The 21,566-nt window shown below is 47.7% G+C and carries 16 protein-coding genes and 2 pseudogenes; 10 read left to right on the top strand and 8 right to left on the bottom strand.

Translation table 11 applies throughout. The features are described 5' to 3' along the window. From H4Q31_RS00805 to H4Q31_RS00815, 4 genes and pseudogenes are all read right to left on the bottom strand, one after another. Positions 1 to 464, bottom strand: a 464-nt coding sequence (locus H4Q31_RS00805; RefSeq protein WP_185177173.1) for a transposase, incomplete at its 3' end; no start/stop codon positions are given. Between the two features lie 597 nt (positions 465 to 1,061). Continuing rightward, positions 1,062 to 1,256, bottom strand: a pseudogene (locus tag H4Q31_RS22055) (hypothetical protein); the annotation flags it as partial. Positions 1,257 to 1,365: 109 nt separating this feature from the next. After that, the gene (locus H4Q31_RS00810) at positions 1,366 to 5,649 is read right to left on the bottom strand and encodes a leucine-rich repeat protein (protein ID WP_185177174.1); all 4,284 of its coding nucleotides are present in this window, start codon (positions 5,647 to 5,649) and stop codon (positions 1,366 to 1,368) included. A gap of 62 nt (positions 5,650 to 5,711) precedes the next feature. Continuing rightward, positions 5,712 to 5,900 (bottom strand): hypothetical protein, encoded by a 189-nt coding sequence (locus H4Q31_RS00815; RefSeq protein ID WP_185177175.1) that lies wholly within the window; start codon positions 5,898 to 5,900, stop codon positions 5,712 to 5,714. A 221-nt stretch (positions 5,901 to 6,121) separates the two neighbouring features. Here H4Q31_RS00815 and H4Q31_RS00820 point away from each other — a divergent pair, with 221 nt between their 5' ends. Continuing rightward, positions 6,122 to 6,754 carry a TetR/AcrR family transcriptional regulator gene (locus H4Q31_RS00820; RefSeq protein WP_185177176.1) on the top strand — a complete coding sequence of 211 codons (633 nt, stop codon included), beginning with the start codon at positions 6,122 to 6,124 and terminating at the stop codon, positions 6,752 to 6,754. 41 nt (positions 6,755 to 6,795) lie between these two features. Further along, the gene (locus tag H4Q31_RS00825; RefSeq protein WP_185177234.1) at positions 6,796 to 7,092 is read left to right on the top strand and encodes a hypothetical protein; all 297 of its coding nucleotides are present in this window, start codon (positions 6,796 to 6,798) and stop codon (positions 7,090 to 7,092) included. 84 nt (positions 7,093 to 7,176) lie between these two features. Here the strand turns inward: H4Q31_RS00825 and H4Q31_RS00830 are convergent, their stop codons facing one another. Further along, positions 7,177 to 8,616 (bottom strand): S-layer homology domain-containing protein, encoded by a 1,440-nt coding sequence (locus H4Q31_RS00830; protein WP_185177177.1) that lies wholly within the window; start codon positions 8,614 to 8,616, stop codon positions 7,177 to 7,179. 167 nt (positions 8,617 to 8,783) lie between these two features. On the opposite strand from H4Q31_RS00830, the gene H4Q31_RS00835 reads away from it, so the two are divergent. The 3 genes and pseudogenes from H4Q31_RS00835 to H4Q31_RS00845 all read left to right on the top strand — a co-directional run. Next, positions 8,784 to 9,407, top strand: a complete 624-nt coding sequence (locus H4Q31_RS00835) for a class I SAM-dependent methyltransferase (RefSeq protein ID WP_185177178.1) — start codon at positions 8,784 to 8,786, stop codon at positions 9,405 to 9,407. 110 nt (positions 9,408 to 9,517) lie between these two features. Further along, positions 9,518 to 12,415 (top strand): glycosyl hydrolase 115 family protein, encoded by a 2,898-nt coding sequence (locus H4Q31_RS00840; RefSeq protein ID WP_185177179.1) that lies wholly within the window; start codon positions 9,518 to 9,520, stop codon positions 12,413 to 12,415. A 37-nt stretch (positions 12,416 to 12,452) separates the two neighbouring features. After that, positions 12,453 to 13,796: pseudogene (locus H4Q31_RS00845) on the top strand (glycoside hydrolase family 43 protein); the annotation flags it as partial. A 72-nt stretch (positions 13,797 to 13,868) separates the two neighbouring features. Here H4Q31_RS00845 and istB read toward each other — a convergent pair. From istB to H4Q31_RS21440, 3 genes are all read right to left on the bottom strand, one after another. Beyond that, positions 13,869 to 14,621: an IS21-like element helper ATPase IstB gene (gene istB / locus H4Q31_RS00850; RefSeq protein WP_185177180.1), complete on the bottom strand. Its 753-nt coding sequence runs from the start codon at positions 14,619 to 14,621 to the stop codon at positions 13,869 to 13,871. Next, positions 14,618 to 15,571 (bottom strand): hypothetical protein, encoded by a 954-nt coding sequence (locus H4Q31_RS00855; protein WP_311771655.1) that lies wholly within the window; start codon positions 15,569 to 15,571, stop codon positions 14,618 to 14,620. The genes istB and H4Q31_RS00855 overlap by 4 nt, the downstream gene beginning before the upstream one ends. Positions 15,572 to 15,578: 7 nt before the next feature. Next, positions 15,579 to 15,833 carry a hypothetical protein gene (locus H4Q31_RS21440; protein ID WP_245347209.1) on the bottom strand — a complete coding sequence of 85 codons (255 nt, stop codon included), beginning with the start codon at positions 15,831 to 15,833 and terminating at the stop codon, positions 15,579 to 15,581. Positions 15,834 to 15,970: 137 nt separating this feature from the next. On the opposite strand from H4Q31_RS21440, the gene H4Q31_RS00860 reads away from it, so the two are divergent. The 5 genes from H4Q31_RS00860 (at position 15,971) to H4Q31_RS00880 (ending at position 21,431) form a co-directional block, all read left to right on the top strand. Then, the gene (locus H4Q31_RS00860) at positions 15,971 to 16,162 is read left to right on the top strand and encodes a beta-xylosidase family glycoside hydrolase (RefSeq protein WP_311771656.1); all 192 of its coding nucleotides are present in this window, start codon (positions 15,971 to 15,973) and stop codon (positions 16,160 to 16,162) included. A 416-nt stretch (positions 16,163 to 16,578) separates the two neighbouring features. Beyond that, complete coding sequence (locus tag H4Q31_RS00865) at positions 16,579 to 17,985, top strand: Eco57I restriction-modification methylase domain-containing protein (RefSeq protein ID WP_185177181.1); 1,407 nt, start codon at positions 16,579 to 16,581, stop codon at positions 17,983 to 17,985. Positions 17,986 to 18,036: 51 nt separating this feature from the next. Continuing rightward, complete coding sequence (locus tag H4Q31_RS00870; RefSeq protein ID WP_185177182.1) at positions 18,037 to 20,184, top strand: sensor histidine kinase; 2,148 nt, start codon at positions 18,037 to 18,039, stop codon at positions 20,182 to 20,184. Then, positions 20,177 to 20,782: a hypothetical protein gene (locus H4Q31_RS00875; RefSeq protein ID WP_185177183.1), complete on the top strand. Its 606-nt coding sequence runs from the start codon at positions 20,177 to 20,179 to the stop codon at positions 20,780 to 20,782. Before H4Q31_RS00870 ends, H4Q31_RS00875 begins: the two co-directional genes overlap by 8 nt. Further along, a complete protein-coding gene (locus H4Q31_RS00880; RefSeq protein ID WP_185177184.1) occupies positions 20,772 to 21,431 on the top strand; it encodes an HNH endonuclease in 660 nt (219 codons plus the stop codon). Before H4Q31_RS00875 ends, H4Q31_RS00880 begins: the two co-directional genes overlap by 11 nt. The last annotated feature ends 135 nt before the right edge of the window (positions 21,432 to 21,566 follow it).

The following is a 21,566-nucleotide window of genomic DNA, read 5'->3' on the forward strand; positions in this document are numbered from 1 at the left end:
TGCCACTCCTTGATCAGCGGCACGATCTTGTTCGTCACGTTCGAGATCATCGTCGGCGAGACGTCGATGCCGTACAGCTGATGCAGGTGATCATGGATCTCACGGGTGCTGACACCCTTGGCGTAGAGCGCGATGATCTGATCCTCGATGCCGGTTACATTTGACTGATGCTTCCGGACAACGAGCGGCTCGAACTCGCCTTGCCGATCCCGCGGGACCGAAATCTCTTGCTCGCCGTACTCGCTCGTGATCGTCTTTTTGCTTTTCCCGTTGCGGCTGTTGCTCGTCTGCTTGTTCTGCACATCGTGCTTCCCGTAGCCCAGATGCGTGTCCATCTCGGCCTCGAGCATCTCCTGCAACGTTTCAGCAAACAAGTCTTTCAAAGCGTTCTGTGCGTCCTGAGCGGTGACCAGGCCGTTCTCCTTGATAAACGCTCGAAGCTGCTCCTTCGACAACAATCCCATGTGTGCTCCCAACCTTTCTGCTACTTCCATTTTAGTAGGTTTGAGAGTTTACACAATCTATTTTACAGACTCCATTTATCATTAGACGATATACGTAAAATATACTTTATCAAGAATTTATTGATTTAATAATTTGAGCAAATGCCATTCCAATGTTAAACTGTGCTCCCTGTCATCTCCACACATGTGGAGTGTGCGGCTCTGATGGTGAGGGACTGAACAGGATGAGATCCTTGTCCTGATTGAGTTTTCTGGATTAGTACAGCGTTCCATGAGTTGTGATAATGGTCAATGTTGTTGATGTACAAGTGATCTAAAAACCCGTTACTCGATTGATGATCTTTTGGAAGCGGCTGGTACTTTAACGTCTGAACGAGGGAAAGAGCTTCTTGAAGCAGTCAACAAATCGCGTGAGGAATGGGATGCATGAGTAAAGGGTATCTCTTGGACACGAATATTGCGCATTCGCTCAGCCGCGATGATTATTGGTGGAATAATTGGTGCGGTAATTTCAGGTTTGATTGGTTAGACTCCCAGTAGAAATGTCGCAGACCCGCCTGACTCGGTGAAATTCTCGGAGTAATAATCGAATTTGATCTAAGATCTTCGACAATACAGCCGTTTCAAAAAGGCCGGGGACGTGAGCTGTTCACGTCTCCGTTTACTTGTCAAAATAGATTCAAATTTATCAGCTGCGGATTGATCGGCAGATCTTAAAGCATGCCCATAGATGTTCATCGTTGTGGTAATATTTCCGTGCCCAAGTCGTTCCGAGATTATCTTGGCGTGAACTATTAACAGACAAAACCCCCGAATTGCTTATTGGCGCAATTATCGGGGGTAAAGGTCTTCTTACAATAATGATGAATCTGCCGTATGTGGCGAAGGGATATAGCTCTTCCTATTGATTGGACTGATGCAAAGCGTCATACACGCGTACAAGGATCGTGACCACTTCCGCGCGAGTCGCAGTCTCTGTCGGCGCCAATTGTCTTGCAACGCGGCCCTGAATGTAACCTGCTTCAACAACGGAGGCCATGGCTTCCTGCGCCCATGCAGGTATATCCGGATAGTCGCTGAATTCCTTCAATTCGGATGTGTCCGCACTCGGAAGATCTAACGCTCTTGTGAGCAGGACCATCATCTCCGCCCGCGTAATCGATTGTTCCGGACGGAATGTACCATCGCTGTAGCCGTTAACGACATCCGATCGTAGTGCGGCTCGAACATACGGCCAGCCCCATACAGGAATGGACTGGCGGTCGGAAGGTTCGATCGAAGCGTCCTCCGTTATGTCGGATATGCTCCAGTCCAGCATTCGAAGCAGCATCGCGATGAATTCTACGCGTGTAATCGAGTGGTCAGGGCCGAAGGAGCCATCCGGATACCCTGAAGTAATGCCCAATTCTATTCCCCGTTGAATAGCCGCTTCTGCCCAATGTGCTTCGATATCGCTGAATGCAGGTACGGGATCATGTTCCGACTCATCGATGTCTGGTACTTCTATTTCTGGCGCTTCTGTTTCTGGAGCTTCTGTATTTGGTTCATCAGTATCTGGTTCAACAGTCTCTGGCTCATCGGTGTCTGGTACACCGCCGCCTCCCGGATTTGGGGAGGAAGAGGATGAATCTGTGGCGGCATTCAACATTGCCGCGGTTGTGTTGCCCAGGTAGTCTATGGCAACAAGGGTGTACGCATATCGCGTGCCTGCGTTCAGTCCTTCATCCGTGTACGTCGATTGGCCTGCTGCCAAGGTGGCGACAACGTTCCCGTCGCGTTGGAGCCTGTATTCCTCCACACCAGAGGGGTCCAGTGCGGCAAAGCTCAAGGTAATCCCGGTTTCCGTCTTCTTCGTTGCCATCAATTCGACATCCGACGGACCCTCCGTGTCGGTGAAGACGCCGTAGGTCGAGAAATGAGGCACCGATACCGATATACGGCCGTTGTCCGATGTTCCCCAGCCACCTGCATATTCCCAGTGCCCCGACTTTTCATTCAACGTATAGATGCCGGTTTTCGTTGCATCTACCCCATCCCGAACGCCCAAGATCAAACGGAAATCTTCAGAAGGCTGCGCTGCGCCCGGGTAAGTCATCAAGACTTGGACCGACTCTCCACCAGACGTCAGTCCAGGTACAGCGATCGCAAGCTTGCGAGCTTCAACTGTTGTGCCACTCGGCAGATCATCCGCCATGGAGAGGAGGGTGCTGCTGTCTTCCAACCAGAACAGATCGCCCCCAGCCACTGGTGTCGATTCACCAGCAGCTCCGGTCTGATCTACGACGTAAAACGAGAACGGTTGGGGCTTGCCGCCGTAACTGACGGTCAGCACCACGGGTTCCGATCGACTTTGATCTCCAGTGAGTGTGCCGCTTACGAGGTGTGCGGATCCGGAATCACTTAACACATATACGGCCTGATCCGTGATGTCTTTCGTCGTGCCGTCTACATCCTTCACGGTAACCGTAAGTGGGATACTCTCTCCCGCTTTGATGGCAAATGGAAGTCCTTCAACGGTGATCGTATCGATGTCGGCGACCGTTACTGTGCGGGTTGCCGTGGCCATATTGCCTGAGCTGTCCTTGGCCGTATAGGTCACGGTGTATGTGCCGGGTTCATCGGTGTTGACGGTGCTGACGGTTGTCACGGTAACGTCCTGATCGTAGTTGTCCGTGGCCGCAGCGCCAGGATCATGAAGAACATCCCCGACTACCAACTTCATGTTTGTGCTCTCGCCATACGGGTTCATCGTGATGATCGGCGCCGTCGTATCGACGACATGCACGTACCGAACAATATCAAAGCTGTACACACTATCGGTAACGCTATAGTGGATCTCATAATCACCAAGTATCGCAGGATCCACATCGCTGCTGGTGATTACGACCTGATCGGTTAGATCCCCGGCTGCATTGTCCGTGGCGATATAGCCGGGCTCCTCGTATGGCGTGCTGACTTCGATCGTCAACGGGTTGTCGCCCTTCAGTGTGATGACGGGTGCTTCCGGATCATAGATGACGACCGTCCGGATGACGCTCGTTCGATTGCCAGCACTATCTTCCACCGTATACGTCAGTTGATACGACCCGGTTGTGGATACATCTACTGTACCTGTTACTATGACTTGATCGTGCAGGTCCGCTCCTGCGTAATCCGTAGCCGTATACCCCGGATCTTCGAACGTTTCACCGTAGGGAACGATGAACGGTTGCGGTCCTATCAGCGTGATCACAGGTTTGAACGTTTGGATGTTATTGACCGTGAAGAAGGCCGTGCTGGTATTCCCAGCTTGGTCCTCAACCACAAACGCATACGTTCCGTTTTGCTTGGCATGATATTCGATGTGGTCTCCGGTTACCCAACTACCATCCGGATTCTGAATCCGTTTCACCCCGCTATGTTCATCGGATGCTTGTACGGTTAACACGACAGCCTGATTCGTGTTCGATGTTGTACTTGGCGTGATGGTAAGAGCAGGTTGATCGAGATCCACTTTGAACACACTAGAAACTTGCATAACTTCTTCTTCAAGGAGACTCGTTCCCTTTACCCATACATACGCTTCCCCGGATGCACCGAAATCGCAGGTAATTTCTTTACTCTCGCCCGATTCTAGTACTAATGGAACCCAGCTATCAGGGGAGACGGCTGATGTTTCGGACCATCCATATTCTAATGGCAGAGTGTCATCAAAGCCATACACAGCGACAGTAACGGATTGTTCCTTTTTCCACTCGGAATTTCCAGTGGGACTAAACGCTACCCTTCCATCGCCATTCACAAAGGTGAGACCATTCTCACTGGCATATTGCTGCGCTGTTGATCCGTCGTGTCCTATTACTGTGGTATCGCCACTGAATGCATCGTCCCCAATTATCATGGAATCGTTTAATATCTTAATCTCAGTTAAACTACCGAATGCCGTACTTTCAATTTCCGATACACTCTTAGGTATTGTAATGCTTGTAAATTCATTTATAAAGAACGTATATGCTTCAATACTCGTTAAACTGTCTGGCAACGTTACATGCGTTAATTGATTGCTGTAAAATGAAGCTCTTCCTAGGCTTGTAACGCTGTCATGCAGGATAAGTGTCTCTAAGTTGTTATCACCAAACGCCCCAGGCCCGATATTCGTAACACTGTCAGGCAGGGTAAGATGAGTTAATTCTTTATTATAAAATGCTAAGTCCCCAATTTCAGTTACTCTTAAGCCTTCTAGCTCACCTGGAATATCAAGATGCGTATAGTTTTCCGTAAAAGTATCTTTATACCCTATTATTGTTGCTGTTCCATCACCATTGTCTTCCCATTCAAGCGTCATCTCCGGTGTCATCTCGAATGTGTAGCCCATCGCATCCGCTAAAGTCTTAGCTTTTGACGGATCGTATCCTATAATTGTTAAATCAGAGGGATCTGTTTGGTTGTGCTCAAACGCGTCAAATTCTATATCTGTGGAGCTGCTTGATATTTTCACTCTAGTAAGACTATTATTCGTAAATGCTAATGTCTCAATACTCGTTACACTTTCAGGTATGACCATTTCCTTTAAAAGATTGTTTGAAAATGCAAGGGCTCCAATACTCGTTACACTATTCGGTATCGTGACATGGGTCAATTGATTACTACTAAATGCATTCGTACCGATACTTACTGCACTATCAGGAATCGTAACATCGGTTAATTGATTGCCGTTAAATGTGCTTTCCTCAATTGTTGTGATACCATCAGGTATCGTAACGTCGGTTAATTGATTGCTAATGAATGCGCCTGCACCAATACTCGTTACACTGTTCGGTATTGTGACATGGGTTAATTGATTACTGTCAAATGCATGTTTTCCAATAATTGCAACACTATCCGGTATGATAATACTCGATAATTGATTATTTAAAAATGCGTTATCTCCAATACTTATTACACTTTCGGGTAATGAAACTCTCTCCAATGGATTAATGATCTTTTTTCCCCATATACTGAAAGAGAATGCATCATCCCCTATTGCAGTCACCGTTAATCCGCCTATTTCATCAGGTAGATCCAGTTCTGTAGACGTCCCCGTATACCCTGTAATCGTTGCTGTTCCATCACCATTGTCTATGTACTGATAATCCCCAAAAGTTGCCGCACTGGCGACATTTAGCATGGTCCCGCTGCCCATAAATAAAGACAGAACTAATGTCAATGACAACAATCCCGCAACTATCCTTTGCAATCCTCTCACAACCTTTCAACTTAATGTTCATATTAGGTTCGCCGCGCTGCCCGTACCGTCCACTTCTCGCTAGGACCGGGAACCGGATCGGCCGTCCACATCATGTCCGGGTGACGGGGAGACTTGGTGAATTCGACTTGCTTCAGCAACATCGGAATGACCGCGCGCGTATGCAGGCGGGCGATACGCAGCCATACGCGACTCGCGCTGACGGCAAACATCACATATTCAGGCGCCGTCCGTCTCCTGCCGGATCGCTTCCATAATCTCCGGGTGCTCCAGCCAGTGATACAGCATCTTCCGACAATTAAATACTAACTGTACAGTATTTAATTTTCAACAAAAAAATATCCAACGATGCGCTGTCCCATGCTTGATTGATTGCAGCCGTCGATTCCAATTGATACACTTGGACTATACACATTCCTAAAGAAGACAGGGCGTGACCGCGCTGCAAAAGAATAAATTCGAACTCAAAAGAGAAGCTACCCATGCCAAACTGATTCAAGCAGGCTTCGAGGTCTTCTGCCAGAAAGGGTATTCGGGAGCATCGGTCGACAACATCGTATCGGCTGCTGGGCTTACGAAGGGCGCCTTCTATGTTCATTTTCAGACGAAGGAACAATTTATTTACGATCTGCTTAAATACCGTAAACCTAGCCGTACCGATTTGACTTCAGGCATTTATGAATTGGCCAAACAAGACATGCCATTAGAGAAGATGATCCATATTCTGATGAGCAAGGTCGTCGAGCATGTGGGCAACAGCCCGGAATGGATCACTGTTTATGTTGATTTCTGCAACCAAGCCAAGCATAATGAGAAGGCAATGGAGGTATTCAGGAACTACTACGACGATTGGGTTGGCGTCATGCAATATTTCATCCAGCTATTGCAGGAGAGAGAGAGACTTCCGGCTGAATTGAATGCATTAGGGATTGCCAAGATGTTCTATGCCTATTTGGATGGAAGTCTGCTGCATGCGAATTTGTACCGTGAACCGTTGGACGCTTCCGTTATGACAAACGTATTTGTCGCGTTGCTGCGTCAACCGGAAGCGAGACCAGCGATATAAACAAGTTGTTTAGGAGTGGTCGATTGAGAAAGCATAAACCGATGTCGTTCGACGAATTGCTGAAGGATTTGCAAGGCCAGAACAAGGTCGAGGAAGACCCGAATTTTGTTGCGCTTGATCTGCTGTTTACGGATGCGTTCATGTCGAAGCACACCCGCTCTGCGAGCTTTGCGGCCTTCTTAGAGAAGGGGAACTTCCAGGTCAAGACCTACGAAGATGTCCGCAACATACCTGACGAGCTGTTCGATCGCTATATCGCTAGGGAGACGGATTATCCGAATTGGGAATCGATGCTTGCCGCCGCGAACAAGGAGTACGCCGGACAAGAGAAGAAATAGTTATTTGGATGGGAAACCTCCAAAGAATTAGAGAAAATAACCCGTTTCCCTGGCCATAACCTGGGCGGGTTATTTTCGTCTACTTCAACCCCTATACTCCAGCATCACCACATACACTGAACCATTACGGGTGTAGCTGCATTTGCTAACGCTCCAGTCGCTCATGACGACATCCCTCATATCGGCTTCCACGTCGCCTTCATAATCCGCGCGGAAGGTCATCGTCTCTGATCGAGAGGCAATCGCGTCGTTCAGGCGCGACTTCATCTCTTCCGCGCTTCGTACGACGAGCCCCTTAGCTTCATAGTAATTAGCCGCGGTTGCCGTAGCAGAAGGGAACTGCTCCATCTCCCACGTATGGTCCTCGGCCAGTTGCTCATCGGTTATGTTGAAATAGGAGTATCTCGTCCGTCCTTCCTCATCCGGAGCCGGATCGTCCCACGTGACGTCCAGATTGTAATAGTCGCCGCCGATGTTGACTTTGTTCCACATATGGTCGTCGCCGCCCGCAACCCCCGTGGCAAGCAGCGAATCGATGCCTGCTAGCTCGAGCAGGAGATGCGCCGCATAGGCATAACCTTGGCATACCGCGGTCCCTTCGACAAAGACGCCGTAGGCGCTATAGGAATCGTCGGGAATCGTATCCGCGAGATAGTTGTCGTAGTCGTAGGCGGTATGCAGCACAATATAGTCGTGAATCGCAAGCTCACGGTCGAACTCGGTCATGTCCGGCTTGATGATCTCATTGTAGATTCTCACAGCTTCATCATAAATTCTCTTCGTGCGGTCATCTTCAATGATGATCGATCTGCCGCGCTGTTCGACGGCTAAGAGCAGTTCGTACTCGCTATCGACATATAATGGCCCCAGATCAGCGGCGATTCGGTTGGCCAGCACGAAGCTCTGCTCCCGCGTCACGTTCGCTTGCGGCTGGAACCGCAGTCCGTTCTTCGCGTCTACTCCCTGCATAATGCCGGCTCCTGCGAGCTTCTCCACGGCCGCGGAGGCCCAGCTAGCCACTTGCCCGGCGTCCCCGAACGCGACGGTCTTGCCTGCGCCGATCTCATCTTGAAGCCCTGCCTTGACGAGCGTATTGTACAGCATGACCGCTGCCTGCTCTCGCGTCACCGCTGCGTCCGGCGAGAACTGGCCCGCACCAACCCCTCCGATAAGGCCAAGCGAATAAGCTCGCAGCACATCGGGGTCTTGGGTGTCCTTGAACGGATTCGCGGTTGCTACGGCCGCCTCGGCACTCGTTAATCTCTCATACAGGCGAACGATAACGCCGCTGAGCTCGGCACGAGTAATCTTGCTCTGGTAATCGCCACGCAGCGTGTCCGGGATGAGTCCGACCTTCTGCGCTTCATTGACATCGTCAAGAGCCCATGCGCTTGGGGCATAGGATGCCGCTGCCGCTGCCGTATTCGGAACCGTCGTTAGGAGCGCAGCGGCACATAGCGCGACTGCTGCGGCTCCAGCAAGCTTGCGTCGGATCGATCTAGAAGGATTGTGTAAGATCCGCACGGCCGATCCTCCCTTATTTGTGGATTTCGCTACTTTCCTTTATTTTACCGAAAAAGTGTTCGCGCGGAAGAGGTTATTCCGATTCACCCTCCAAGATCCAATATTTGATAGAATCCCTTTGCCGACATATGATAAAGACATAAAGCAGCGGAAAAGAGGAGGCAGTCATGGGAGAAGAGAAAAGTGAGAAGAGCATTCACAAATTCAATAAGCAAGCGGGCCGTTATGATAAGAAAAGAGAAATGCGCGAGCTTGCCAGTCACCGCAGCCGGCTGCTAAGCTCCGCCAGAGGCAGAGTGCTGGAGCTGGGCGCAGGAGCGGGCAATAATTTGCCTTTCTACGGACCGGATGTAGAACTGCTCGCGGTGGACTTCAGCCCTTCTATGCTTGAGAGGGCAAAGGCCGCCAATGAGCGGCGTTATCGTTTGAAGGCGGAATTTAGGCAAGGGGATGTCGACTCTCTGACGCTAGAAGAATCGACTTTCGATACCATCGTCTCTACCTTATCGCTGTGCGCCTATCGGGATCCGATGAAGGCGCTCGCCAACATGAACCGTTGGTGCAAGCCCGAGGGTCAGGTCCTCTTAATGGAGCATGGGGTCAGTTCGAACAAAGCGATCGCGATCGCTCAGAAGGCGCTGGATCCGCTCGTATATAAGTGGGCCGGCTGCCATCAGAATCGGGATATCATGAAGCTCATCGAGGCTTCGCCGTTAGAAGTAACGCGGGCCGAGCACTACATGTCCGGCATGCTTCACGTCGTCTGGTGCCGGTCCACGCGGCAGCCGTGACTGCCCAGGACCGATAGGATCTGAGCTGTTGTTGCGAACCAATGCCATAAGCTATTATGATCATGTGAATTGGAATCGCGCGAATCGATCAGGCTGAGGAGGAACATGACATGGGCTTCGTCATCAATCCAACCATCTTAAATGAAGGCGCTCTCATGCTGGAAGAGAAGAGCGGCTATAGCGGAGTTCGCAAGATCGCCGAGAAGGTGATGCGCGATATCGAGTTCGTCTTTGGCGTGAGGCCGACGTCTACGGAGGAGATCGATCAATTATCCTCCTGTGCGGTTATCTATGGGACGATCGGGCATAGCCCTGTCTTGGACGGCCTGTCGGCGCTTGGATTGATTGATCTAGCCGAGATTAGGGGCAAGAATGAAGTCTACCTTTTCCAGATCATAGATGCTCCTTGGGATGGCGTCGACAAGGCGCTCGTGATCGCCGGAAGCGACAAGAGAGGAACGATCTACGGCCTGTTCCATCTGTCGGAGACGCTGGGGGTCTCGCCGTTCGTCGACTGGAACGACGTGCTGCCCCGGCGCCGGGACGAGTTCGCGTTGGAAGACGAGCATAAGTACGTGTCGAAGGAGCCGTCGGTCCGGTACAGAGGGTTCTTCATTAACGATGAATGGCCGGCGTTCGGCGCTTGGTGCCACCATCGCTTCGGCGGCTTCAACGCGGAGGCTTATGAGCATGTGTTCGAACTGCTGCTGCGGTTGAAGGGCAATTATCTATGGCCGGCAATGTGGTCTGCCCGGTTCTACGACGACGGTCCGGGACTTGCCAACGCCAAGCTGGCGGACGAATACGGCGTCATCATGGGAGCGTCCCATCATGAACCGTGCCTGCGACAGGGCGAGGAGTACAAGTACTTAAGGGGCCGGGACTCCGTCTACGGCGACGCGTGGAACTTCCGTACCAATGAGGAGGGGATCACCCGGTTCTGGGCGGATGGACTGAAGCGAAGCGGCCGGTTCGAGAATGTGATTACCGTCGGGATGCGCGGCGAGGCGGACACGGCGATCATGGGGGAGAAGGCGACGCTGGCGGACAACATCAGCCTACTTCGCGATGTGCTGCGGGCGCAGAGCCGTCTGATTCAAGAGCATGTGGATCCTGAACGGAAGGAAGTCCCTCGAATGTTGGCGCTGTACAAAGAGGTAGAACCTTTTTACTACGGGGATGAGAAGACGCCGGGCTTGATCGGCTCGGAAGAGTTGGAGAACGTCATTCTGATGCTCTGCGACGACAACCATGGCAATCTGCGGACGCTGCCGACGGAGGAGATGCGCGCGCACAAGGGCGGCTACGGGATGTACTATCACTTCGACTATCACGGCGGACCGATCTCCTATGAGTGGGTGAACAGCTCCTACTTGCCGAAGATCTGGGAACAGATGAGCATGGCCTATGACTTCGGCGTCCGCGAATTGTGGATGGTCAATGTGGGGGACATCTGCACGCAGGAGTTCCCTCTGGCGTACTTCCTGGATCTGGCCTATGACTTCGAGCAGTGGGGAACGAGCGCCATCAATCGGACGCAGGAATATACCCATCAGTGGGTCGAGCGGCAATTCAAGGGCGTCTGTGAAGAGGCGGATCTGTCGAAAATCCATCGTATTCTGGACGGCTACACGAAGATCGCCCATAATCGCAGACCGGAGGCGATGAATGCGGATGTGTATCATCCGGTTCATTATGGGGAGAGCGATCGGCTCCTTGCGGAGATCGAGACGCTGATGGCGGATGCGGACGAGCTGTACGGGAAGATAGATGAGGCGGCGATGCCCGGCTTCTTCTCCTTGGTATATTATCCGGCAATGGCGAACCTGAATCTGCAGAAGATGCAGCTGCTGGCGGGCAAGAATCAGGTTGCCGCGAGGCTCAACCTGATGGAAGCGAACCGGCTGTCGGAGCAGATTCGAGCTTGCCTGGAGCGGGATCGGGAGCTGGTGGACGAGTACCATACCTTGGGCGGCGGCAAGTGGTACGGCATGGGGCTGTCGGAGCATATCGGCTTCACCAATTGGAATGAGGATGAATGCCGGAATCCGATCTTGATGCAGGTCATGCCAGCCCGCAAGCCAAGGTTAATGGTGTCTGTGGATGGCACGGACCAACGTTCGGAGGGCAGCCGCTGGCATGTACATCGGCTGCAGATGAGGGATTTCAGGCGGCCGGACGTGACGGAGGCTTCCTTCACCATTTGGAGTATCAGCGATCTAGAGGCTCCATATGAGATTAACTGCGAGGCGCCGTGGTTGTCGTGCTCCAGCTATAAGGGAGTGTTGGATGGCGTGAGCCAAGCGGCGGAGAAGATTCGGGTGCGTATTGACCGCAGCCAGATGGGGGAGGAGACTGAAGCGACTATCACGGTGAAGGTGCCGGGCGGCGTCGTTACGATCGCGGTGGACGCGGAGCTGCCGGATCTGAGCGGCCTGCCGGAGAGGACGTTCGTGGATGTGGATGGCTATGTGGCCATTGAAGCAGAGCACTTTTGCGCCAAGTATGATGTTGAGCGGCCTGATGCTGCCGCCGGGTTCCAGGTGATCGACGGCTATGGCAAGACGTTGTCCGCCGTGAAGGTGTTCCCGACGACGCGGTACTTCACCGCTGGTGAGGATGCGCCTTATTTGGAATACCAGTTCGTCGTTCCGAAAGCGGGAGCCTATGAGGTTGAATTGTACATGCAGCCTTCCAATCCGGTGACGACGGACAATACGATCTACTATGGCCTTCAGGCCAATGATAGACCGATCGAGGTGAGGAATGCCGTCCCGATGGGCCAAAGCGTGGGGGATTCCAATCTCGCATGGGCTGCCGGCGTGCTGAACAACGTTCGGCGTCAGAGCAGCGAGATTGTCTGTCATGTTGGGCTGAATAAGGTGAGGGTCTACGCGGTTAGTCCGGGGTTTGTGCTCGAGAAGCTGGTGATCTATCCAGCAGGCAAGAAGCCGCCGGAGAGTTATTTGGGGCCGGCGGAGAGTTATTATGTTGGAAAGATTGGTTGAGTTGGAAGGAAAATGATACGCTGAGAGAGTGATGGAGATGTCGACGTACAGCAATCCGATCTTGCCCGGATTCTATCCGGATCCTTCGATATGCAGGGTCGGCGACGATTATTACTTGGTAACTTCCACGTTCGCTTATTATCCGGGCATCCCGATCTTCCACAGCAAGGATCTGGTGAACTGGAGGCAGATCGGCCATGTGCTGGATCGCCCGTCGCAGCTGGATCTGGACGGCCTTCGAGCTTCCCAGGGCGTATTCGCTCCAACGATTCGTTACCATGAAGGCACGTTCTACGTGATTAATACGATCGTCGGCAAGAAGGGCAACTTCATCGTGACCGCGACGGATCCTGCCGGCCCGTGGTCCGATCCTTACTGGCTGGAGTCGGAGGGCATCGATCCCTCTCTGTTCTTCGATGACGATGGCAGAGCGTATTACACCGGCACCAGACCTGCTCCCGAAGGGGAGCAGTACTACGGCAACTGGGAGATCTGGCTGCAAGAGCTGGATCTGAAGACGATGAAGCTGGTCGGCGAGACGCATTCGTTATGGCGAGGCGCTCTGCGCGACGCGGTGTGGCCGGAAGGTCCGCATACGTACAAGATTGGCGGCTATTATTACCTGCTGATCTCGGAAGGCGGAACGGGACCGGATCATGCGATCTCGGTCGCTCGCAGCGAGCATCTTCTCGGACCCTATGTCGGCTACAAGAAGAATCCGGTACTGACGCATCGGCATCTGGGCAACGATTACCCGATCGTCAACGTCGGTCACTCCGATATTGTAGAGACGCAGAACGGCGAGTGGTGGATGGTGCTGCTGGCTTCCCGCCCGTACGGGGGCTATTACCGGAATCTGGGCCGCGAGACGTTCTTGGTCCCGTTCACTTGGGAGGAAGGCTGGCCGGTCGTCAAGCCGGGGAAGTCCATCGTCGAGATGACGGAGGTGAAGCCCAACCTGCCGGAGCAGCGGTGGGTGGCGGCGCCAGCATGCGATAACTTCGAGACATCTGAGCTCGGCATGCAATGGATGTTCATCCGCACGCCGCGAGAAGCGTTCATGAGTCTCGAAGAGAGGCCAGGCCATCTTCGGCTGAAGCTGCGTCCGCAGACACTGAAGGACAATGCGCATCCGAGCTTCGTCGGCAGACGACAGCAGCACATCCGCTTCAGCGCGCGCGCGGCGATGGAGTTCGCTCCGCAAGCGGAGCATGAATCGGCAGGACTCGTCGTACTGCAGAACAATCAGTTCCACTTCCGCTTCGAATATATGCTGTCGAAGGGAACGAAGGTTCTTCGCTTGACGCGATGCTCACAAGGCGAAGATGAAGTGCTGGCCGAACAAGCCGTCGACGCCGGCAAGCTGTACTTGACCATCGAAGTTGTATTTCGTCAAGCAAAAATCCCCAAAAAAATCGTGCATTTTTCCCCATCATCTTCGTGGGGAATTTTTTCACCGTTCTTTCATGAGCGCGTGCTTCATTCGGTAGCTCTCGCCCTCAAAAACGAGCAGGTGCCCATGGTGTGCCAAACGGTCAATCATGGCCGCTGCCATCTGGTCATCGGTGAAGACAGTCCCCCACTTGGAGAACTCCAGATTCGTCGTAATGACCAGGCTGCGACTCTCGTAGCTGTCCGCAATCACCCGAAAGAGCAACTGCGAGCCGTCCTTGTCGACGGGAATATAGCCCCACTCGTCAAGGATGAGTAGTTGGCAGCGCTGGATCTCGCTCATGAGCCGTTCCAGTGTGCCGCCGCGCTTCGCCTCGGCCAGACGCATCACCAGTTCGGCCACGGTGTAGAACTTCACCGTCTTACCCAGTTCGCAGGCACGCAGACCGGCAGCAATGGCCAGATGCGTCTTGCCGGTGCCAACCGGCCCGTACAGTACGAGATTTCGTCGACCCTCAATAAATGTACCTTCGGTTAGATCGCTCCACTGCAGGGAACTTGGCAGCTTGACGCCATGGCGCTCGTAACCGTCCAGCGTCTTGTAGACCGGAAATCCGGCACGGCTGAGCAGCCTGGCACGGCGGCTGCGCTCCCGGCTCTCCATCTCTTCGGCCAGCACGCGGTGCAGAAACTCTTCCTGCCGTGGCGTCGCCTCGGTTTCGCATAACTGGACGGCGCGCTGGCTGAGCACAAGTTTCTTGCAGAATGCTGAGATATCGGCGCGTAACGCCTCACGCTCCCGAACCACGCTCATGACCTCACCCCGCCGACAGGCTCCAGCATCCGGTCATACACGCTCAGATCGACACTTGGGTTTTCCTCCGGCTCAAACGAGACCAGCCTAGCAGCAAGCACGACGCTGTTCGCGCTGGTGAGCCGTCCGAGCTTCGTCGCTTCCTCCATCGCTTGCAAGGCGGTATCGAATCCATAGCGACCAGAGAGCTGCTCCATCGTGGACAGCGTTTCCTTGAGTTCTACGCGTTCCAGCTTGTCCAGTTCCTCACGAAGCGCATCCGGAATCGCTTGTCGAAGCTGGCTGTTTCGCCAAGCGCCGGGGTTCTGCAACAGGCGGCTGAGCGTGGTCCGGACATCGACGCTGTCGGTCCGCTGCTTGCCGAATAGACGCAGGTGCACCGTAATCGGCTCGCCGCTTGGCAGTAGCGGTTCCACCGAATGGGCGCCGATCCGCACGGNNTCCGTTACGACCGGTAGTGGTACGAAGAAGTTACGCCGAAAGTAGCCGACCTTGTTCTCGACATTGCCTTTCTCATGTCCGGCGTACGGATTGCAAAACGTCACCTCGAAGCCGTAGTGTGCCTTGAAGCGAAGGAACAGATCCGCCATTTGGACGTGCTCGTTCACCCGGCGGCCGACACCGCTGGCATTGTCAAAGACGAGACGTCCTGGCACGCCGCCAATCCGTTGGGAAATGTCCCGAAGACCGTGAACCACACACTCCGCTGTCTCGCCGCCGAAGAGCTGCGTGTAGCCGGCGTTGCTGTAGGGGAAGGTGACGCACAGGAACTTGCAAGCTTTCTTCTCGCCGCTAGCATCGTAGATGTCCGCCTCCCCGAAGTCCACTTGCGCTTCGCCCGGCGTCCATTCCAGTTCAAGCGTTCCTTCTTGGTGCCGCGCTTCCCGCAGGCTGCGCACGTACCGCTGAACCAGCGGATAGGAGGCGTCATACTCCGGACATTCTTCCACAAGCCGGTTATGGATGCGCTGGGCGGTATGCCGCTGGCTTGTACCGGTTCTTGCGGTCTTCCTCGAGCCAGCTTTGGATGAGCGGCTTATAAGGATCCAGCTTGGATGGCTGCACCACCGTCGTTTTCGGTTTCCGATTCTCAAACGTTTCGGACGCCATAACCTTCCTCACCGTCTTTCGGTCGATCTGCAGCCGCTCAGCGATCGCGCTCGGCCCCAGCCCCTTGCTCTGCATATTCTTGATCGTCTCGATCTGACTCATCTTCAGCATCTCCCCGTCCCCGCACCCCTCGTCATCGTCTACGAACAGGGTAGCGGAGTTGTTAGATTCGGTCTATTTCCACACGATTAAAGTGGGGAATTTTGCACGATTTTTTTGGGGAAATCAGTTTGATCATTTTGGGTACTTTTATCTTACCGTACACAATCGAAGCGCATGAGCAGGAGTATTCCTTCTACTATGGCACGAGGGCGGATGAGTATCGTTCGTTAGCGGAGAAGGTGGACGGACGGATCCTTAGCACGGATGTAGCCGGAGGCTTCGTTGGCGCCTGCCTCGGGATGTATGCGAGCAGCAACGGGGGGGGCTAGCGATAATGTTGCGGATTTTGATTGGTTTGAGTATGTCGGGAGTTGAGCGAGCTGCTCCGATTACGAAAAGAGGGCAAAAAGGGATCAATCATTAAAAGGGATTTATAAGCTAAGAAGTAAATAAAGCGTGTTGTTTAAATAATGTTCATCCGTACCTAGAAAATATTAATTCAAATTCAATAGTATTGCACTTTTTGGTGATTCACATATAATATTTTATATCAATGCTTCAATTGTTCTGACCATATTTGGGAAAGAAGGCAAGCGGAAGGACACAGTCCTTCCGCTTTATGCATGGAAATGAAATACTGACCAAACCAACATGAAACCAAATTTATGGGTCTATTCATCTAAACGGTATGTTAGTGTGATTTTGTATTATAAGTAAAATTTTCTAAAGGTAGGAGTAATTTGTGATGATAGAAAAATGCCAGGTCTTTACTCCTGCTCAGAATGTAATTGAGCTTTTGGATAATGTTGGGTACATAACTGAGTTGTATGGTAAAAAAGTGGTCGAAAACGCTTGCGGTGATGGCAATATACTTAAAGAAATAGTTAGAAGATATATTGAAGACTCATTAAATAAAATGAAAAGTATTGATGAAATTAAACATGGACTTGAATCTGATGTATATGGTGTAGAAATTGATGCAATACACCATCAAACGTGCATAAAAAACTTAAATGAAATATCATCCTTATATGGAATTAACAATGTTAGATGGAATGTTATGAATCTGGATTTCTTAAAGCAAAATATGAAAGATAAGTTTGATTACGTTATTGGAAATCCTCCATATATTACTTATCGAGATTTAGATGATCAAACAAGAAATTATGTTAAGGAAAATTACACCTCCTGCAAATATGGGAAATTTGATTACTGTTATGCATTTATTGAGGCTAGTTTATCGTGTTTAAACTCTACTGGTAAGTTGGCATACCTAATACCAAACAGCATTTTTAAAAATGTTTTTGCAAAAGAATTAAGAAAATTGATTCTGCCACATGTTACAAAGATTATTGATTACACAAGATTAAAGTTATTTCAACAAGCACTTACTTCATCAGCCATTCTGATTTGTAACAAAGGTGAAATCTCGAAGGATATTGAGTATAGAGATGTTGTAAAAGGTGTGAATTATACTTTACCAAAAAATAAATTAGAGGATAAATGGAAATTCACCGATGAATTTCAAAAATTGAATACGCCAAAAAGGTTCGGTGACTTTTTTTCTGCCTCTATCAGTATTGCAACTTTGCTTAATAGAGCATATATATTGAAAAACTATATTGAAAAAGAAGATTATATTATTGTTGGCAACCATAGAATTGAACGTGGATTAGTTAGAAAAGGTGTGAGTCCAAGAACATTAAACTCAGAAGTATCAGAACTTATTTTGTTTCCATATAAGTTTGAAGGTAATGATCTAGTAAGATATGGAAAGGAGGAGTTTGAAAATACATTCCCAGAAGCAACAAGGTATTTAAAATCTTTTGAAAAACAGTTAAGTAATCGAAAATCAGATAAAAGTACTAAGTGGTTTGAATATGGTCGCACTCAGGCGTTGGCACATCTAAATCAACCAAAACTACTTCTTTCGATCGTAGTTACAAATAAAGTTAAAGTGTACGAGGTTTCTAAAGAGTCTATTCCATATTCAGGGATATATATAGTGCCAAAAAAAGATTTGCCTTTAGAGAAGGCCAAAGAAATACTAGAGAGTGACTTGTTTTATAAGTATGTTCAAGAAATTGGCATTAATGCAAGTGGAAACTCTATACGAATCACAGTGAATGATGTTAATAATTATCAATTTTGAGGTACTTTGTAAGTACAGAATAATTTAATTTATAGAAGTGGAGGATTCTGCATGGAACAACTTAAGTACATTATTGAGGATAGTACAATTGCTGAGTTACTTGGTGTTCAAAATTTTACAAATAAAGAATCTGCTATTCTTGAATTAGTTAAAAATGCTTTTGATGCTCAAGCTACGAAATTAGAAATAATCTTTAATAATAATCAACTTGTTGTTAAAGATAATGGAATTGGTATGAATTCAAATGATATAAGGCTCTATTGGATGCATATTGGGAAAAGCCCAAAAGACTATGAAATAATTGATAAAAATAGAATGAAACGAGTTCTTGCTGGTTCAAAAGGAATTGGAAGGTTTGCTTTGTCACGATTAGGATCAGAAATAAATCTATATTCTCAAAAGGCTGATTACGACGCTGTTTTGTGGGCTACTAATTGGAATCAAAGCTCATTAGAAGTGATTGCCCCTTTAGAGGCATGCGGTACAACGATTGTTATTAACGGACTAAGAGATAAATGGAATGAGTCAAACATAGAAAAATTGTCAAAGTATTTATCAAGAACATATAACAATAATTTGATGGAAATTTTCATTACATTTGAAAAGAATACGACAATAGTTAAGAAATATTTTTCGGAACCAAAGTTGGGATATAACTGCACAAGTATAATTCAATTACGATTTGATTCTGAAAAATTCAATTTAGAGTGCAATGTTATTTCAGATGAATTTCAAATCGAAGCTAAGGAATTTTGCAGTGATACCAATTTATATAATTACAAAAGTAATGTAAATTGTTTAAGGGAGTTAGAAAACTTAAAGGAGCTATTCCTATCTAATGATGAATTGGAGAAAGCTCTATGCGAGCTTGGCGATTTTTCGGCAGATTTTTACTTTAGTCTTAATGAACCAGCTTTAAAAGATGTAGAAAAATTCTTGTATAAACATAGTATTCTTGCTGAAAGATATGAAAGCGGAGTAATTCTTTATCGAAATTCTTTTAGTATTTCTTCGTATGACGGCATTAAGGATTGGTTGGGACTGGGGAAAAGGTCCAGATTATCACCTGCTGCAGCCACTCACTCTACTGGATCATGGAGAGTTCGAGAAAACCAGTTGGCAGGTAAAGTGGAAATAGATAAAAAAACAAACTATATGTTAAAGGACTTATCAAACAGACAAGGGCTTGATGAAAATATACATTATCAAATCTTTGTTATGATTTTAAACAAAGGACTTGCGGAGTTTGAACGTTATCGACAAGCAATAATTAGAAAAATAAATAAAAAAAATAATATTGTTGAAGAAGATAAAAAGATTATAGATAAGGTACTTAAAAATCCAAATATAGTAAAGAGACTATCGAGAGATGAAGTTCATAAATTCATTACAGAAATAAAAGATTATAAGAAGGAAAACTCGGAATTTAAAAAAGAAATTCAAAATACTGAGGAGCGTTATAAATATGATATAAGAATTTTAAATGTTCTCGCAACATCAGGTTTGAAAGCTACTGCAATTGCTCATGAGATGCATAATGATAGGAACAGTATCGCCCAAAACTGTGATAACATCATTGATGCTATGAAAAAATATGAAATTTGGGATTATGTTAGCGACAGCGAACGAACTAAATATGCTTATTCCAATATTCCAGAATTACTTTATAAAAATAAACAAATCAACTCAAAGCTTGTGAGTTTTATGGATACTATGTTGGCAGAAGTGGAGAAAAGTAATTTTATTCCTAAAAATCATGTTATTTTTGAATTGCTTAGGGAAATTAAAAAGGTTTGGGAACGAGACTATGCTTGGATACAAATAGAGTTGGACTTATCCGCTTCTATTGAATATTATTTACCAGAGGATAGTTTGAAAGTTATTTTTGACAATTTAATATTAAATAGTATCCAAAATAATGAGGATAAAAATCATTTAGCAATATGTATTCGTGTTAACTTAAGCAATGGAGTCCTTGAGTTCCAATATTTGGATGACGGAAAAGGCTTAGCTCAAAGATATATTGATAATCCAATGAAAATACTCGAGGTCCATGAAACTTCAAGACAACAAGGTCACGGGTTAGGGATGTGGATTGTTCATAATACAGTTGTAATGTCCGGCGGAGAAGTGAAAGCAATTAATGGTATTGGTGGATTTAGTATTGATTTCACTCTAGGAGATAAATTCGATGGATAATAAAATACGGATAGTTTACGTTGATGATAAACCGGATTCGGATATATCTAGATATCTTGCCGAAAAATATCAGCATGCGATTTATTCAAAGGAATACAATGAAATTAGATTTAAGAGTGAAGATGGATATGAGAGCCTTTTAAATAACTCAGTAGTCAAAGAAGGAAATATAATATTAATTGACTCTAAATTGTTTGAAAATGAGAGTGCTGTTAAAGGTAAATTTTCTGGGGAAGAATTCAAAATAATTTTAAGGAAGATGCTTCCATTTATAGAAGTGATAGTTATAACTCAAAATGAAGTTGACCACAGTATTTACGGAACCATTCAAAAATATAGAAGCGGATCGGGAGTAACTCCTCACGAATATTATGAATCGAAATTGAAAATTGTTTTGGATGAGGCAATTCAAAACATTAGTAATTATCGGCAGATAGCTAATAAACTTAACCGGAATGAGGGTATTGATAAGGTTCTTGTGGAAAAAATAATGAGCTCGCTAGATGGAATCTCTCAATACGATGAACTTACGACTTTGGATATAAATGAGATTATATCAGCATTTAAAGAATTGCAGAGGGATGTTTATGGTGAATGATTATAGAAATACTGAATATTGTCCTGAATTGGAACAAGTGGAATCAAAAAAGAAAGCATTGAACAATGAAATACTCAAAAATCATCCAGGTGTCAGGATAATCTACAACCGAGTAAAAAATAATAATGATCTTTACAAAAGAAAGTTTATGGAAATCTACAACTTTAAGTGCAGCTATTGTGGTAACTCTATCATCAATATTAGTTCTACGCTTTTTGAAATCGATCACTTTATATGTGAGTCGTCATTTAAATCGAATGAAATAGCGGGCAAGATGGAGAATTTAGTTTTAGCTTGTTACGACTGTAATCGATCAAAAGGTAAATTTTTGATTAAACAAGAGTACGTGAATATTTTAAATCCAGATCTTGATAATATTAAAAATGTGTTTATTAGAGATGATTCTTACAATATTCAAATTGCAAATGAATATAAAGCTGATGAGTATATAAGTAAATTTTATACGAAGCTTAAATTAGGATACCAATCGAGAAGATTGGATTATCTGCTTATGAAAATGGATGGCTTATGCAAAAAGTATAATGCGATGCCACAAACCGCTAAACTATTCGAAATATTGAGAAGATTACAACAAAAAAGAAATTTAACTAGATTGAAAGATTTTGATGAAGAGTTTGTACACGTTTAAGAAGAATCGTTGAAATTATCAAAATGCATATCACACTTTAATAATTATAGTATTGGATTATAAGCACATGAAGATAAAATATTCCAATCTTGCAGGAGCGGAACGCTATTTTAAGAGCCTCATTTACCTATTCAG

This window comes from Cohnella lubricantis (assembly GCF_014212015.1).
Taxonomy (GTDB): domain Bacteria; phylum Bacillota; class Bacilli; order Paenibacillales; family Paenibacillaceae; genus Cohnella; species Cohnella lubricantis.

What these genes read in the sequence shown, in the direction of transcription:
- H4Q31_RS00880 (WP_185177184.1), top strand. Translation starts at nt 20,772, where the DNA reads ATGGTGAATGATTATAGAAATACTGAATATTGTCCTGAATTGGAACAA.
- H4Q31_RS21440 (WP_245347209.1), bottom strand. Translation starts at nt 15,833, where the DNA reads ATGAGTCAGATCGAGACGATCAAGAATATGCAGAGCAAGGGGCTGGGG.
- H4Q31_RS00875 (WP_185177183.1), top strand. Translation starts at nt 20,177, where the DNA reads ATGGATAATAAAATACGGATAGTTTACGTTGATGATAAACCGGATTCG.
- H4Q31_RS00835 (WP_185177178.1), top strand. Translation starts at nt 8,784, where the DNA reads ATGGGAGAAGAGAAAAGTGAGAAGAGCATTCACAAATTCAATAAGCAA.
- H4Q31_RS00870 (WP_185177182.1), top strand. Translation starts at nt 18,037, where the DNA reads ATGGAACAACTTAAGTACATTATTGAGGATAGTACAATTGCTGAGTTA.
- H4Q31_RS00840 (WP_185177179.1), top strand. Translation starts at nt 9,518, where the DNA reads ATGGGCTTCGTCATCAATCCAACCATCTTAAATGAAGGCGCTCTCATG.
- H4Q31_RS00865 (WP_185177181.1), top strand. Translation starts at nt 16,579, where the DNA reads ATGATAGAAAAATGCCAGGTCTTTACTCCTGCTCAGAATGTAATTGAG.
- H4Q31_RS00825 (WP_185177234.1), top strand. Translation starts at nt 6,796, where the DNA reads ATGTCGTTCGACGAATTGCTGAAGGATTTGCAAGGCCAGAACAAGGTC.
- H4Q31_RS00815 (WP_185177175.1), bottom strand. Translation starts at nt 5,900, where the DNA reads ATGTTTGCCGTCAGCGCGAGTCGCGTATGGCTGCGTATCGCCCGCCTG.
- istB (WP_185177180.1), bottom strand. Translation starts at nt 14,621, where the DNA reads ATGAGCGTGGTTCGGGAGCGTGAGGCGTTACGCGCCGATATCTCAGCA.